The following is a 15694-nucleotide window of genomic DNA, read 5'->3' as shown; positions in this document are numbered from 1 at the left end:
CATTCCTCTCTATGCTTTGTTTTCAGCGTCCCAGTTGTATGCCACGATTATTTTTTGAACCAAGGAATGGCGAACGACGTCTTGCTCTGTGAAATGAATGAAACCAATTTCCTCAATATCTCTTAGAATGCGCTGCGCTTCGATGAGACCCGAGTTTTTGCCCCGCGGCAAATCGATTTGCGTTACGTCGCCTGTGATAACCATCTTCGAACCAAATCCGAGCCTAGTCAGGAACATCTTCATTTGCTCTGGAGTCGTATTTTGTGCTTCGTCCAAAATTATAAAGGCATCATCAAGTGTACGGCCGCGCATATACGCAAGTGGTGCGATCTCGATTGTACCACGTTCGAATGCCTTCACCGTTTGATCAGGGCCAAGGACATCATGAAGCGCATCATAAAGCGGTCGCAAATAAGGGTCAACCTTCTCTTGCAGGTCGCCTGGCAGGAAGCCTAGACTTTCACCGGCCTCTACGGCAGGACGAGTCAGTATTATTTTTTTAACAGAGCCTTCTTTAAGGGCCGCCACAGCTAGAACAACCGCAAGATAGGTTTTACCGGTACCTGCAGGTCCGATCCCAAACACGATATCCTGCTTCTTGATCGTCTTCACATAATGGCGCTGACCGATCGTCTTCACGCGAATCGGCTTACCTCTGTAAGTCGTCGTAATTTCAGCTTTAAGCAAATCGAGCAATTCTTCCGCTTGCATGTCGCGTGCTAGATCTAGCGCATAGGTGATATCTCTCTCCGAAGGAATATATCCACCGCGGACGAGCTGTAGCAGCACATTGTAGAACTGCTCTAGTGATTCCACCTCTTTCACCGGACCGGAAATGACAATTTCCGCTTCGCGAGAAGATAGAGTTGACTCCATCTGCTGCTGCACGAGCTTAAGAAACTTATCTTGGGGGCCAAATACGGCCAAACCCTCTACGGCATTCTGGAGCGGAATTTTGACTACTTTTGCTTCACTCTGCAACAACCTCATTCTCCTTGCATCTGGACTAGTGGCATCTCTTCTACGATTGATTGCTCCACTTCAAAAAGAACTTTCATATAAACTTTACCATTGTCCGAGTTTTCATGCAAAACAATTTCCTTTAATACGACAGCGTCGCTGCCAGCTTTCTGCATCACATCTGCTTTTGCCTCAAGCATGCCGTTATTTTTTGCTTCTTCGACAGTAAGCTCCCTTACGTCGGTACGAACCTCCATAATTGTCTTCTTCAAACGCCCAAATGGCAGCTTCCAATTACGCCAAGCCGCTTGCTCCTCATAGACAACATCCTCGGAGGTGCCAAATGGATTTTTACCATATCCACTGACTTGCAGTGCACGGTTGCCGATCACAGCATACCACTTTGTTTTCTTCTCGCCGGTATATACCTTTACCTCCTGAGTCAGAGGAGATGCCACATTATATTCATACCATACAAGGCCTCGGACTTTGCCCTTAGCGACTACCGATTGCGTATACTCGCCTCCTCCGATGGTTCCGGAGATTAGGGTTTGTCCTTTACGCACCTTCATGTTTTTCTTGACAACAGGCCGCCCTTTCTCGGTATATATCTCCGTTATTACAGCATCATCAGAAGCTATGAGATGACGTGGACTTTCCAGATCTGGCTTATCCGGTTCTGTTGCTTCAACGACTTGAATGATAATCCTTGTCCCTTTTTTCTCCACACCAACCCACGTGGCTCCGGGAAGGTCAGTCACCAGTTCCTTGGATAAAATATCTTTATCCTTTAATTTGAATGACCACTGCATTGGAAAAATCCCCTCTTGCTTGGCCGCAGCCAGGATCTGCTCCTCAGTCAGCTTGACGTTCCCCTTCACTTCTATTGACCAGACAAGCGAGGACAATAAATAAATGCCGATAAAAAATACACCTAGTCCAATAGCAAAAAACTTTCTTTTCTCCACCCGGATGAGCCAAAAAGGCATCCCATGTCTTTTCGTTACATGAACGCGGCAGCCTGTCTCCTTTAAGAACGGACGAAGACGAAAAAAATCTCCAACGGATAGTTCAAATTCCAGCTTCCCGTCGCTTGTCCACCTTATGGAAGACAACTCGAGCCCCCCCTCGAGAGCCCGATTGACAAGCCTTTCAGGTTGTCCATCCCTGATATGCACCGTAACAACACCGCGCACCCACTGCAGCCATTGACCAGCCATGCTTATCCCTCCTGATCCCTTACTTCAATACTTTTAATCTGACCCTCTATAAATACTTCTTCCGTCCAAATTGTCCGTATTACAAGCGAGGTTCCTGTAACTTCGAGCTCGCCTTTGCTGAGTGCCAGTCTAAGCTTCTCACTCGAGAAATGAAGAACACCTCGGTGGTTCTCGATATAAAGCTGGCGGTCGCCAATCATGGTCATCCGGGGCAGATCATAGACAACATCCTGCGGCAAATCCAATATATCGGCAGTCCATTTGCGTAATTTTCGGTTTATACGGCCCATATCTGATCCATTGTCCCCCTCCGCCGCGCGAGTGCACATTATCGTACTGTACCAAAATATGCTTGAGCGGAGTGAATTATGAGATAAACGATGTCATCCTTTATGGATAAAAATAGAAAACGACTGGCTCATGATGTTTAGGCATCATGAGCCAGTCGTTAATTGCTTCCGCACAGCGGATATAGTGTGCTTATTTATTTGCCAAATGGCCGTTTCGAACGCGGAGGCCCTAATATTTCAGCCCATACTACTGCTTTGCGCATCTCCTCAACCTTCGGAGACAACGTAGCAGCCTCCTTAGGGCTCTCAGGGAGTGGAGCTATGAAATCCGGCCTAGCATAAGCCATACGAGCGCGAGGCGGCTCTGGGCGGCGTGCAGGCGCTTGAGAGGATCGTTCATAAGACGCGATCACTTCCGGCTGTGACGGCTCGGAAGGAGGTCTCGCAGCGATCGGCCTTGCAGGCTCTACGCTTTCAGCTTCCTCTTCTTCCCAATGCGTTTCCTGCCGGGATTCCCGATTTGGATCGTTTCCACCGCCAAAGCTTGGCATACGGTTCGTGCGCGCTTTGGATCGGTTACGGCCAAACATCGAGTATAGAACACCACCTACAACGATGACCCAATAAATATTTTCTAAAAGAAAGCTGATTATGTTCACACCTGCACCTCCATCAAGCGACGCGGCAAGGCGCCTTAGTTGTCTTTATCGGCAGGAGTGTCCGGCTTGCCAATTGTATTACGCATTTGGGTATCCGCTTCAATATTTTTAAGGTTCATATAATCCATTACACCAATTTTGCCTGATTTCAGAGCATCTGCCATCGCAAGCGGTACTTGCGATTCGGATTCAACAACCTTCGCACGCATCTCAACGACGCGGGCTTTCATCTCTTGCTCGTGTGCAACCGCCATTGCACGACGCTCTTCCGCTTTCGCTTGGGCGATACGTTTATCAGCTTCTGCTTGCTCGGTTTGCAGCTGCGCACCAATGTTTTTACCTACATCGACGTCCGCAATATCAATTGACAGAATTTCGAATGCAGTACCTGCATCCAGACCTTTACCAAGCACGGTACGTGAGATCATATCCGGATTCTCAAGCACATCTTTATGAGAGTCTGAAGAACCTACGGTTGTAACAATGCCCTCACCTACACGAGCGATAATCGTTTCTTCACCAGCACCGCCGACGAGGCGTTCAATATTCGCACGAACCGTAACACGCGCCTTAACTTTCACTTCAATCCCATTTTTTGCTACTGCAGCTACGATAGGTGTCTCGATCACACGCGGGTTAACGCTCATTTGTACCGCTAGCAGAACGTCACGGCCAGCTAGGTCAATCGCTGCTGCACGTTCAAAGACGAGCGGAATGTTCGCACGTTGCGCTGCAATCAGTGCATTAACTACACGGTCAACGTTACCACCAGCCAGGAAATGGCTCTCAAGCTGATTAATCGTAAGCCCAAGTCCAGCCTTCGTCGCTTTAATCAACGGGTTCACGATCCTGCTAGGTACTACGCGGCGAAGACGCATAGCAACGAGTGTGATAATACCGATTCTTACGCCCGAAGCAAGGGCCGAGATCCACAGCATAATCGGGAAAAAGCTTAAAAATACGGAGAGAACAATAATCGCAACTACTACAATAATTAATACGGATACAATCGGATCCATTTGGTATAACCCTCCATGTCATTTTTTTCTTATTATCCTATACTACTTCTCTTACGACAACCCAGGTCCCTTCGGTCTTAATGACCTTCACTGTCTTGCCTGAAGCAACAAATTCACCTGAAGTTACGACATCAATCCGGTTCTCGCCGATCAGAATCGTTCCTGCGGGACGAAGCGGCGTAATAGCTACACCTTCCTTACCAAGAAGTTCATCCTTTGTTTCCGCGGACAGATAGCCTTTATCCGTAGTCAGCTTCTCGCGCAAAATAAATTTGTTCCAGATGCCTCTGTCTTTATATTTGCGAACGACGAAGTACAGAACGATCGATGCTACTGCCAATGCGATGACCAGCGAGACAAAAGCTGTGATTGGGCTGGAAGCCGCCGTCAGAACGCCTGCAACTAGCGAGACACTGCCGATGATGCCAAGTACACCCCAGCTTGGTACAAAGAGCTCTACGACCAATAGGGCTATACCTATCACGAATAGTACAACAGACTCCATTCCTGCAAATCCAGCTACATAATGACCAAAGAAATACAAACCAAAGGATAAAATCCCGACTAGCCCCGGAATGCCAAAGCCAGGAACAAACAGCTCAATGGCAATACCTGCAATACCCAATGTGAAGAGTACTGTCATAACTAGAGGATTCACCAGCCACGTTGCAATCTTCTCAGCTACTGAAGGCTTTAGATCAATGCGATCCCGGTTATCAAGACCAAGCCATTTGATTGTCTCTTCAACCGACTGCGCTTTGTGCTCCGCATAGCCTACTTTAATCGCCTCATCTGCGGTTAAAGTGAGAATCTGTCCAGCTTCCTTAATTTGACTGATCTCTGGCATAGATAACACAAATTTCTGATCAACCATCGCAGCTGCAATATCTGGATTACGTCCATTCAGCTCGGCTGCATCCCTCATCGTTTTCACCCAGAAGGATATAACCTTTGGACTTTCAATGAGCTTTCCTGAACCATCCACAACTGCTGCAGCACCAATTGTACTCTGTGGTTCCATCACGATATTTTCCGCATTAAGCGCAATATACGTGCCTGCCGATACAGCCTTCCCTTCAACGAAAGCGGTTGTAGGAATTTTGCTCTTGCGGATCAGCTCTCCGATTTCCTCGGCGCTTGTCACTTCTCCGCCAAATGTATTAATGACAAGCACGACTCTTTCTGCTTTAGCCTCTGCCGCTTCTTTATACGCCCTTTCCAAGAAGGACTTGAGTCCTGACTCAACCGACTGCTTAACCGGCACGACGTATACGGCGGGACCTATGCTTCCCGCTTCAGCGCCTTGCACAGCCTTGCCCCCTGACAGCAGCCCTCCAACGGTCGCAAGCAGCAGTGAGACGAGCATCAGAAGCGGCCAAATGACAGCCGATCTATGCCAACGTTTCGTTTGCAAAGTGTCGCTCCTCCTTTTCAATCAGTAACCGTTTATACGCTTATATGTACATTATGTTTCAAAATTGTCACATCTACGTGAAAATAGCTTAGCCACTCTTAAAGGGAATGTCTAGCTAAAAGCAAAAACACCCCTGTTAAGGGGTGTCTCCGTCCGAACATATAGTTATTGCAGAAATTGTTGTACATATTGATTTACTAGTTTACCATCAGCGCGCCCTTTTGTTTTTGGCAAAAGCGCACCCATGACTTTTCCCATCTCGGCTTTAGAAGAAGCACCGAGTTCCTGGATGGTCTGCGTTACAATCGCTTTAATCTCTTCTTCGGTCAGCTGAACGGGAAGGTATTGACTAATAATTTCAATTTCTGCTGAAAGATCTGTAACCAGATCATCTCTGCCGGCTTTGCTAAATTCTTGGAGGGAATCTTTACGTTGTTTGATCTCACGACTGAGTATATCTACCACTTCAGTATCCTCAAGAGGACGCTTCAAATCAATCTCCAAATTTTTAATTGCCGCGCGAATCATACGAATCGTCGTCAACTTGAACTTGTCCTGATTCTTCATGGCTTGCTTCATATCGTCGGTCAATCTATCGCTCAGGTTCATTATGGAAGGATCCTCCTAAAACTTTCTCTTACGCGCAGCCTCAGACTTCTTCTTGCGCTTAACACTTGGCTTTTCATAATGCTTGCGTTTTTTCACCTCAGCCAAAACACCATCTTTAGCGATGGAACGTTTAAAGCGGCGAAGCGCAGCATCAATAGTTTCGTTTTTGCGAACTTTAGTTTCAGACACCAGTTTTCCCTCCCTCCGAAACAGACCGTCCAGAGCATTAAATAAACACGGTTTATCAAATTTCATTATAAGACAAAACAAAATGAAGTGTCAACTTACACTATTTCCTACTAACGATCCTAGCTTCTCTCCACCTAATAAATGGATGTGTAAATGATATACGACCTGACCGCCATCACTATTCACATTATTAATCAGCCGATAACCAGACTCGGCAATTCCTTGCTGCTTAGCGATTTCTCGCGCTGCTGCGAACAATTCCGCGATAACCGAATCATCCTCTTCAGTTACATCGTTCATCGTAGGAATATGTTTTTTGGGAATAATCAATATATGTACAGGAGCCGCAGGCTGAATATCTTTGAATGCGATTACGTTCTCGGTTTCGTACACTTTACTCGAAGGAATGGAGCCTTCGATAATTTTGCAAAAAATGCAATCCAAATATGCCCCTCCCTTCATCCATACTATTCCAATATTATAACCGATAACAGGTATGCTCGTCCAATCGGTGGACGCCGGTCAGAACGCAGCCGCGTTCGTGAGCCGGTATTGCATCCTTTTTAATAAAATGGCAGCAGCGACAGGGCAAGCAAACCTGTGAGTGGCAGCACCTGACGATAAAACCGTCCTCTTGGATAATACGGATAAGGGTACAGTCCAGGGTATGGTACAAAAGCTCTGGCATCCCAGCCCAACGACCCGCTGCATGGTACGGCCAAACAGACATATTTGTCATCCACATACTCAACAATCCCATCAATACACCAGCCGTCATGCGTTTGAGCAAGTACATACCGGTGCATATGCGCGGAACAATGATCTTGCAGCGACTGCTTTTGCTGCACGGCTATTGCTGCTTCTGCTACAGGGGCTTGATTCTCCACCTTCGTAGGAGCAATTGAAGCAGGCTTGGAAGCGACCGGTTTTACCTCTGATGACTTTCCTTTTTCCTTCTTGCTTTTCTCCATCTTTGTGAGCCTCCCGTCTGCTACCATCGTATGCAGGACTGGGCATTTGGCTACTGGGCTGGATATTTCATGCTAGAATGCCCGCTTATTGACTGCTCAAGCTGCTTCGGAATATCAAGCCACCCGATACCAGCTCCAATCTGGATAGAACCGCTGCGAGACTTGGCTGCTTCAAATTGAAACTGATCCAAAACCGCCAGCTGTGACGCATAAACGTCCTTCAAAGATTTCAAATAGCTAGCTTCAGCCTCTGTTAGTGTTCCATCCTGCTCATTAATGTATTGGAGCGAATTATTGACATCAATGATATAGTCATACACTTGATCGGAATCAAACTTACTCTCGTCAAAGCTGTGTGATTGCTGTAAAAACTCAACTAAGCCAGAGGCATTCCGGATAACCGTCCCCGCCTCAGTATCTTTACCATCAAGTAAAGCTCCGGCATTATCCAATACAGCCTGATAATAAGCGGAGGCTTTAGTCGCTGATCCGATTATCGCAATACCTTTGTCATACTTATCGTTTTGTTCCCCTTGCAGTGATTGCGAGTACAAGAAAACGTTACCGGTGAGACTGAATACAAGCAGCAGTAACGTGATCGGCAACGCATATGACCGTTTCTTCGATTGATGTTCCTGTTCCATGAATGTCCATCCTTCCTAATCATTGAGCAATGCATATGTATGATACCTAAAAACTTTCCTGCTGGAAAGTTTTTAGGTTAATGTTTCCGATGTAACTTTCTATAGAAAGTTTCTAGGCTTATGCTTCCGATGTAACTTTCTATAGAAAGTTTTAACTATAATCGAACCGCCTGTCCTCCATCAAAGAAAAAGACATGGCTTTCCGCAATAGGTTTACCTATGACAGATTCAATGGCTTCGGCATACAGCTCGAGCTGGAATCTATGACGTTCGGCTGCCTGCTCCCACTGCTTCATATAGATTCGATCGGTTTTGTAATCTAGCAGCACAACCCCATCCGCGTCTTCAAACAAACAGTCGATAACGCCTTGAATAAGCACCGGTTCGCCGGCGGCATCCGCAGAAAGGCTTGGGTACACACGATGAGCCGGAAACATACAACTGAACGGCACTTCCCTGCGAACCCAATCAGCAGCGACTAATCGCTGGCCAATATCCGTATCGAAGAAAGAAGCAACAGCAGGCAAATCAATCGATTCCGCCTGTCTTGTCGTTAGCAGTCTTCGTGCGATCATATCGCTGAGCATCGTCTCCAGCTCAGCTACACTTACGTCACCAGTAAGGGGAATATGCTGCATAAGCAAATGGCTGACTGTTCCCTTCTCAGCAGCTGTTAATGCCGCTTCCTCCATGAACCGAGGTCGTCTTAAACGGAATGTGTAGCTTCCGCCTCCTGCATTCTTTGTGCTATTATCCTGCTCAGTAATGACTGCAGGGATCAGAGACTCCGCTTCCTCATAGATTTCTGAATGAAGACGTTTCATCTCAGTAACCGAAGTTTTTGCAGCTACGACTGTGGACGCTTGATGGCTATACTGCCACTCCAACCGAATACGGAGCTCCTCGTCGACTTCCACTTGATCAAGCTGTGCTAATGACAACACCCCTTGGAGCCGATCCTCCCGCTCTTGATCCGCGTCTGTTGGCTGCTCTGTACCTACAGCGACTTCAAGGCCCAACATTGCCGCCTCAACAACACCAGCCCTCCATTGCAGTAAACGTGATTCTTCCTCACCGGAGATAAAATCATCAGGCAATTGATTAAAAGAAGAAGCAGCAAGTGGACCAAGCCAATCTAGGAAGGTTGAAGCCGTGCTAAGCCGGAAATCTGAAATATTCCCGGCTGAATCCGTAGCCGATTGCCAGCGGCGAAGCTTCGCAGCAGCATCCGACACTGTACCAATTAGGAACATTTTTTCCTTAGGGCGTGTTAAAGCAACATACAGGATCCGCATTTCTTCCGCGAGCATCTCCATCCGCATACGTCGACGAATAGCCAAGAAAGGCAAGGCTGGATAACTGACACGCTTCTCCGGATCAATAAATTTAGGACCAAATCCAAGCTGCTTATGCTTTAGAAAGGCACTTCGCAAATCCTGCTGATTAAAGTTCTTGCCTAATCCTGCAACAAACACAACCGGGAATTCCAGACCTTTACTCTTATGAATGGACATGATGCGCACAACATTCTCCTGCTCACCAAGCGCCCTTGCTGTGCCTAGATCTCCACCGCTGTCACGCATCCGTTCAACAAACCGCAGGAACCGGAATAAACCACGGAATGAAGTTGCCTCATATTGGCGGGCACGGTCATGTAAGGCCCTTAAGTTTGCCTGCCGCTGTATCCCTCCCGGAAGTCCGCCGGCAAAATCATAATAACCCGTCTCCCGATAGATACTCCAGATCAAATCTGCTAAAGAGCCTTGTCTTGCGTCATTCCGCCAACGGTCCAACCGATCCAGGAACAGCGACAGCTTGCGTCTTAGCTCCTCAGGAAGCAGCAGATCGCCAGCCGCCTGCAGCACTGCATCATAATAAGTGTCATGAATTGCACCAATTCGAATGAGCGCAAGCTCCTCGGCATTAAGCCCAAAGATTGGTGATCGGAGCGTACCCGCCAGCGGAATATCTTGATACGGATTATCGATTACACGAAGCAGGGATAATATCGTCTCAACTTCTGTTGCATCAAAATACCCGCTGCTGAGTTCCGCATATCCTGGAATGCCCGCAGCTTGAAGCTCCTCAATGATAACAGGTGCCCACTGCTGGGTAGCACGCAGCAAGATAACGATATCACGCCATTCCATTGGACGGCTTTCTCGCTTCTTACCATCGTAGACACGGAAGCCCTCATCAAGCAGCGTTCTAATTTGACGGGCAATGAGACGAGCCTCCAATTGCGCAGTTTGAAGCTCTTCGACTGATTCAGCTCCGCTTGATCCCTTCTCAGTATCCTCTTCGGAATCCGCTGACGCCTGATTATCCTCAGATTCAGGAGAGCCTGCCTTATCAATAACCGCGAGCTCCACGGCAAATCGTCCAGCCTGTTCTGGCTCAGGATATAAGGCGCCGCATACAAGCTCAGCCCGTGTGTCATAATCCATCTCTGCAACGGATTCCCGCATAATGGCGCGGAACACGTCGTTAACTCCATCAACGACTTCAAGCCGGCTTCGGAAATTGCGGGCAAGGTCAATGCGCAGACCATCTCCACCAGGTGCTCCGTAATTTTTATACTTACTCATGAACAAATTGGGCTCCGCAAGACGGAACCGGTAAATACTCTGCTTAACATCGCCTACCATAAAGCGATTACCTGTATTCGGATTCGCGATCAGAGATACGATTGCCTCCTGCACCATGTTCGTATCCTGATACTCATCGAGCAGGATCTCATCAAATTGGCGTTGATATTCAAGCGCGGCTGACGATGGAGCCGTTACTTCAGGCGTCGATTCCGGTGCCCGCAATATTCGCAGGCAATAATGTTCTAGATCGCCGAAATCAAGCAGTCCTTTAGCCCGTTTAGCTGCTTCATATCTTTGTCCGAACTCAATAACAAGCTCAGACAAAGCCCCCATCAGTGGTGAGAGCTCTTGCAGCTCGTCAGCAAATTCCTCTGCAGAGCGGCCAAACAACTCATCAGCAAGTGAGCTGACCAGCTTTTTCGCATTGTCGCGAAGCTCTTTGGCCTGTTCCTGCATGGATTTATCATAGTCATCGCCGCGCATGGCCTTAAGCTTGCCGAATTGAATCGATTGGAATGACTCAAACCACAACTCCCAAGGGAGCATACGTACCGTCTCCGAGAGCCCTTTCACGAGTCCAAGATCCTCTTCGAAGGTTGCAGCATAAGGTGCTGGTCCGGCAGGTTCTCTGGTCAAATTCATGGCTTGATTCAATAAGGAAGCGGCTCCTGACAATGCCATCTCCACATCAGACCGGAGACTTGCCACCCACGGGCTGCTGCGAAGCTCCTCTACATTGTTCACCGCAAAACTCGCAGCTGTCTGACGAAGCCAATGCTCAGGCCACGGATGGCTTTGAGCGAAGTCATATAGCTGCTGAACCAGCCTGTATAAGGGTTCATCGCCGCGTTCTCCGCCGTAACGGTCCGCTAGTCGCAGGAATGCACCTTCGTCACCAGCACCCTCATATTTCTCCTCAAACAACTGATCAAGCACGTCAATCCGCATCAGTTCACTTTCCGTTTCGTTCGCAATCCGGAAGCCAGGGTCAAGCCCAATGAGCGGATAATACCGGCGAATGACGTCCAGGCAAAAAGAGTGAAGTGTCGTAATCGACGCCCTGTTCATAAGGGCAAGCTGCCTCCGCAAATGCTCGGAATCCGGCTGCCGCTCGAGCTCCTTTTCCAGCGCGATCCTGATTCGGTCCTTCATCTCGGCTGCCGCGGCTTTCGTAAACGTAGCAACAAGAAGTCTGTCAACATCAGAGAAGGAAGAGATCTTCCGGATAATCCGTTCTACTAGAACAGCTGTCTTACCAGAACCAGCTGCTGCTGCGACCAGAACATCCGACCCTTCAGTCACAATCGCGCGCCACTGGTCATCTGTCCATGTACTGTTCTCCGGTTTTGCCGGCACACTAGTCGTCGTTTCCACGAATTATCTCCTCCTCTCCATGCAGCTGCTGCCATATTTCTTCTTCCGAGAGCTTACCAAGCTTCATATATTCATTGCCGTCAAATAACGGATCAAATTGGCATACCGGCTTATAATCGCAATATTGACACGGCGACTTGGTTCCGAGACGGTATGGTTCAATGGATACTTTCCCGCAGCCAATCTCTGAGCCAATCCGGCCGATAGTACGTCTAACGGAACTTCGAAGGGTATCCCACTGTTCGTCGGTTACAACGGAAGAGCTGCTGTAAAATCCACCGTCACGCTTAAGTGCAATGGGCAGAATCTCCGAATAACCGGATTCCAGCTGGTCGTCCATTAATCGTGCAGTCTCCGCCTCTGAAGTTATAAGACCACGTGTCTTGAACTTTTTCAACATTCTTGCATTAACTTCAGCTCCGGACAAGCCGTTCGATACGGCAAGCATAGGATTATGAACATGGAAATAAAGCACACCAGCAGGTGATGCCGGCTTACCTAGCCATTCTGAAGCATGAGTAACAAGCACATCCAAATAAGTGAGCATCTGCAGCGACAGGCCAAATGCCACTTCTTCCAGCCTCAGCTGTGTGGAGCTGGACTTATAGTCGAGCACACGCAGCAACAGCCCTTCCTCTGTCTCAGCGGCATCTACGCGGTCAATACGGCCAATAATCTCCATCGTTCCACCATTATTCAGCGGAATGATAAGCGAGGGAAGTGTTCCATCCGGACCAAAATCAACCTCCAGCCCAACAGGCTGGAACTGCGCTCTGCGCGAATGTTCACTTAAGATCACGGCTGCTTGTGCAACAATCTCCTTCAGCTTGCGAGCGATATATTGAAATCTGCCGCTGCTGAGCAAAATTTGTGATTGCAGCCTTGGAGCAAGTTCATCAACAGTTTTGGCTGCCGCTTCACGAATCTGTCCTTCCGGCATCGAGCCCCAGCGTTGACCAAGACCTCCTGCTAAGCGGCTGAGTGCCGCATGGAACAGTTGCCCGACATCCGGCGCTTCCAGCCGATACATCTGCCGTTCTCGAAGTCGTAGGCCATGAATTGCAAAATGTTGAAACGGACAGGACACGAACCGCTCCATCCGAGATACACTTGCCCTGAGTCTTGTGCCATACAGCTGTTCCGCCGTTGCCAACGTGAGCTCCTGCTCTTGGTTGGAGTAGCTGAGCGATGCATTAAGCAGTTGAAGTTTGTCCTGCCATTCCGGACGGATCGCATACCAGTTGTACATATCCCACCAGAAAGGTGCGATGTCCGCTCCTTGCCGCCAAGCTCGAAGTTCGGTGATCAAATAGGCTAGCGTCCGCTGTGGATGCTCAATATAGGAGCGCTGCTCGTCTTCTTCCATTCCAGGAGAAGGCTCACCAGCGGCCTGATAGACAGGGATGCCAGGGAACAGCTGCTTAACCTGTCGAATCACTTCGGAAGGTAGAAGGCTTTTGCCTTCTTCGTCTGCCTGCGCCCAGCTGATCCACAGATGAGCGCTTGGTGTGGTTAAAGCATTATAAATCAAAAAGCGTTCATCCAAGAGGCGTCGTCGGACGCCTGGAGCCATAACAAGCCCTTCATCAGCCAGCCGCTCCCGTTCCTGCTCGGTCAACACACCGTCCTCTTGAATACGCATCGGCATTACACCGTCATTAGCGCCAAGCACATAACAAATCTTTACATCCCCAGAACGAGTCCGGTCCATACTGCCGATCAGCGCCTGATCTAGGGCAGGTGGAACTGCGGCCAGTTTCAAATTCTCAAGGCCTGTCTCTATCATGCCAGCGAACAGCTCAGGCGGCATCTCCTCATCACCAACCATCTCAACGAGCTGGTCGAGCAGTTGCATCACGCCGTCCCACAGCTGACGATGGGCCCTAGCACGCTGTGTGCGCCCTGCAGCGCTGTCCTCACGGCTCCAGCGCTCCAGACGATCTGCTGCATCAGAGTGGTCTAGCAGACGATACAGCGCTTCACACATGACCTTTACGTTTGGTGCTTTTTTCAGAGCTTGTTCAAATCGGCGAAGTGGAGGCACAATAGCCTCTCTTGCAGCCAGCACAGCATTAAACTCGCGTTTAGCTTTGGCGCTTGGCTCTGCTGCCGTCTCAGGTTCATCTTCCAACGATTGCTGCATTAACGGCTGCCACCTGGAGCGGTCAAGCCATTTCCAGCCGTCTACACCCGCGGCAAGAACGTAATTCTCCAGCCGGTCGAACAGCTCTCTGGACATGCTCCCATCAATCGGGAATAACAGCTCTGTCTTAATACAGCGGAAAACAGCCTCATAATGCCAGCCATGAAGCACGGTCTCCAGCGCCGAACGAATAAATTCGACGAGCGGATGATGAACGGTATTGTTCTTTTGGTCAAGGAAATAAGGAATTTGATAGTCATCAAATATCGTTTGAATATAATCTGTATAGTCTGTCGCATTACGCACCATAACGGCCATATCGCGCCAACGCAGTCCATCCTCTCGTGCTCTTCGCACCATATCCCTAGCGGCTGCTTCAACTTCCGCTCTCCGGTTCGCAGATGCATGAAGAGATACTCCGCATGCGGGATTCTGCACGGCAAGAAGCTTCTTATCCGGCAGAAGCATCGGCGTCCTGCCTCCATAATGCTTCTCCAAATGTGCCAGCATTGGACTGCCTCCAAATCTGGACGGCACTCCTTCACTAAGAACAACCGTCTCCTGTACCGTTACGCCTGCCTGTGCAGCCAAGGCCAGCAGCTTCCCATATGTTTCGGCCGTAGGATGGAACAGCTCCAGCTCATGCGGCACTTCACCCTCGTCGTAAGGACGGTCCAGCGTCAGAGCTACAGTTACCTCCGCAGAAGAAGCGATCAACGCTCCCAATGCTTCATATTCCTTTGGTGTAAAGCCATGGAACCCGTCAATCCACAGCTCAGCGCCACGCATGGCAGGAGCGGAAGCGTAACTTGCGATCAACTGCGTTAAATAGTCTTCGGAGTCAATATATAATCCGCTTAATTCCAGCTCTAATTTATCATAGACCAAGCGCAGGTCATGCAGCTTGCGATTGAGAAGCGAAGCGTCCTCTACTGAAGCTGTCTTTGCTTTTAATAAATCTGCATCAATGCCGTAGCGTTTCCACTCTGTGAGCAATTCTCCAAGCCGTTCAATAAAGCCTGGCTGCCCGGCACCATTCTGAAACAATTCCAGCTGCTTGCCTAGGCGGTGAATGATCTTGAACAGCATCATATGCTTGCCGTTATCGCTGATCGGTATAAGCGCAGTGCCGCCTGTTTCCTGCATCACACGAAAGGCTAGACGCCGGAAGCTCAGTGCTTGAGCACGTATAGTCCCGCTTAGCTCGGTTCCTCTCAGCAAGGCGTACTCTGTCTGGAAAGTAGCTTGCTCCGGCACGAGCATAATAAGCGGCGCTCCATCCGGTTCACGCTGCAGTTTTGCCCGAATGGCATCCAGGCAAAATGTGGTTTTCCCCGTTCCTGAACGGCCTAACACAAATCGAAGCCCCATCCCCAGACCTTCCTTTCCGATTCCATCTCATAATCTATTATTCTACCATATCGGCAGTTCTTTTTCATTCAAACGACAAACGTATGTTCTGGAAGTTATGCTAACTTTTAAGCTTAAACATATCGAGCTTATAAGACGATTTAAAGAATCGATATTAGCCTATAAAAATAAAAAATCCCGCATGCGGTTAACCGCTCTGCCGGATTATGGGTTGGTTAGACATACAGTTATCTGCTTTGT

Annotated in this window: 13 protein-coding genes; all 13 read right to left on the bottom strand. The window is 48.7% G+C overall.

Annotation, left to right across the window (positions count from 1 at the left end):
- Positions 1-9: 9 nt before the first annotated feature.
- The 13 genes from FHS17_RS00490 to addB all read right to left on the bottom strand — a co-directional run bounded on the left by FHS17_RS00490 (position 10) and on the right by addB (position 15454).
- A complete protein-coding gene (locus FHS17_RS00490) occupies positions 10-990 on the bottom strand; it encodes a PhoH family protein (RefSeq protein ID WP_167272447.1) in 981 nt (326 codons plus the stop codon).
- A complete protein-coding gene (gene yqfD, locus FHS17_RS00485; protein ID WP_167272442.1) occupies positions 987-2180 on the bottom strand; it encodes a sporulation protein YqfD in 1194 nt (397 codons plus the stop codon). The genes FHS17_RS00490 and yqfD overlap by 4 nt, the downstream gene beginning before the upstream one ends.
- A 2-nt stretch (positions 2181-2182) precedes the next feature.
- On the bottom strand, positions 2183-2470 hold the full coding sequence (yqfC, locus tag FHS17_RS00480; protein ID WP_167272438.1) for a sporulation protein YqfC: 288 nt from the start codon (positions 2468-2470) through the stop codon (positions 2183-2185).
- Positions 2471-2664: 194 nt separating this feature from the next.
- Positions 2665-3129 carry a hypothetical protein gene (locus FHS17_RS00475; protein WP_167272435.1) on the bottom strand — a complete coding sequence of 155 codons (465 nt, stop codon included), beginning with the start codon at positions 3127-3129 and terminating at the stop codon, positions 2665-2667.
- A gap of 35 nt (positions 3130-3164) precedes the next feature.
- Positions 3165-4148: a flotillin-like protein FloA gene (floA, locus tag FHS17_RS00470; RefSeq protein WP_167272420.1), complete on the bottom strand. Its 984-nt coding sequence runs from the start codon at positions 4146-4148 to the stop codon at positions 3165-3167.
- A 37-nt stretch (positions 4149-4185) separates the two neighbouring features.
- Positions 4186-5562 (bottom strand): NfeD family protein, encoded by a 1377-nt coding sequence (locus FHS17_RS00465; RefSeq protein WP_243865142.1) that lies wholly within the window; start codon positions 5560-5562, stop codon positions 4186-4188.
- A gap of 165 nt (positions 5563-5727) precedes the next feature.
- On the bottom strand, positions 5728-6171 hold the full coding sequence (locus tag FHS17_RS00460; protein ID WP_167272418.1) for a GatB/YqeY domain-containing protein: 444 nt from the start codon (positions 6169-6171) through the stop codon (positions 5728-5730).
- Between the two features lie 15 nt (positions 6172-6186).
- Positions 6187-6360, bottom strand: coding sequence for a 30S ribosomal protein S21 (gene rpsU / locus FHS17_RS00455; RefSeq protein ID WP_005547957.1), 174 nt, complete (start codon positions 6358-6360; stop codon positions 6187-6189).
- Positions 6361-6450: 90 nt separating this feature from the next.
- Entirely contained in the window at positions 6451-6804 is a 354-nt protein-coding gene (locus tag FHS17_RS00450) for a histidine triad nucleotide-binding protein (RefSeq protein ID WP_167272415.1), read from the bottom strand.
- 119 nt (positions 6805-6923) lie between these two features.
- The gene (locus FHS17_RS30330) at positions 6924-7331 is read right to left on the bottom strand and encodes a hypothetical protein (protein WP_243865141.1); all 408 of its coding nucleotides are present in this window, start codon (positions 7329-7331) and stop codon (positions 6924-6926) included.
- 50 nt (positions 7332-7381) lie between these two features.
- Entirely contained in the window at positions 7382-7975 is a 594-nt protein-coding gene (locus tag FHS17_RS00440; RefSeq protein ID WP_167272413.1) for a hypothetical protein, read from the bottom strand.
- 155 nt (positions 7976-8130) lie between these two features.
- Positions 8131-11940, bottom strand: coding sequence for a helicase-exonuclease AddAB subunit AddA (gene addA / locus FHS17_RS00435; protein ID WP_167272410.1), 3810 nt, complete (start codon positions 11938-11940; stop codon positions 8131-8133).
- Positions 11924-15454, bottom strand: coding sequence for a helicase-exonuclease AddAB subunit AddB (gene addB, locus FHS17_RS00430; protein ID WP_167272408.1), 3531 nt, complete (start codon positions 15452-15454; stop codon positions 11924-11926). The genes addA and addB overlap by 17 nt, the downstream gene beginning before the upstream one ends.
- Between the last annotated feature and the right edge of the window lie 240 nt (positions 15455-15694).

It is taken from the genome of Paenibacillus lupini (assembly GCF_011761355.1).
In the GTDB taxonomy this organism is placed as follows: Bacteria; Bacillota; Bacilli; order Paenibacillales; family Paenibacillaceae; genus Pristimantibacillus; species Pristimantibacillus lupini.
The sequence above is the reverse complement of the archived record's forward strand: the minus strand, read 5'-3'. Positions and strand labels throughout refer to the sequence as shown.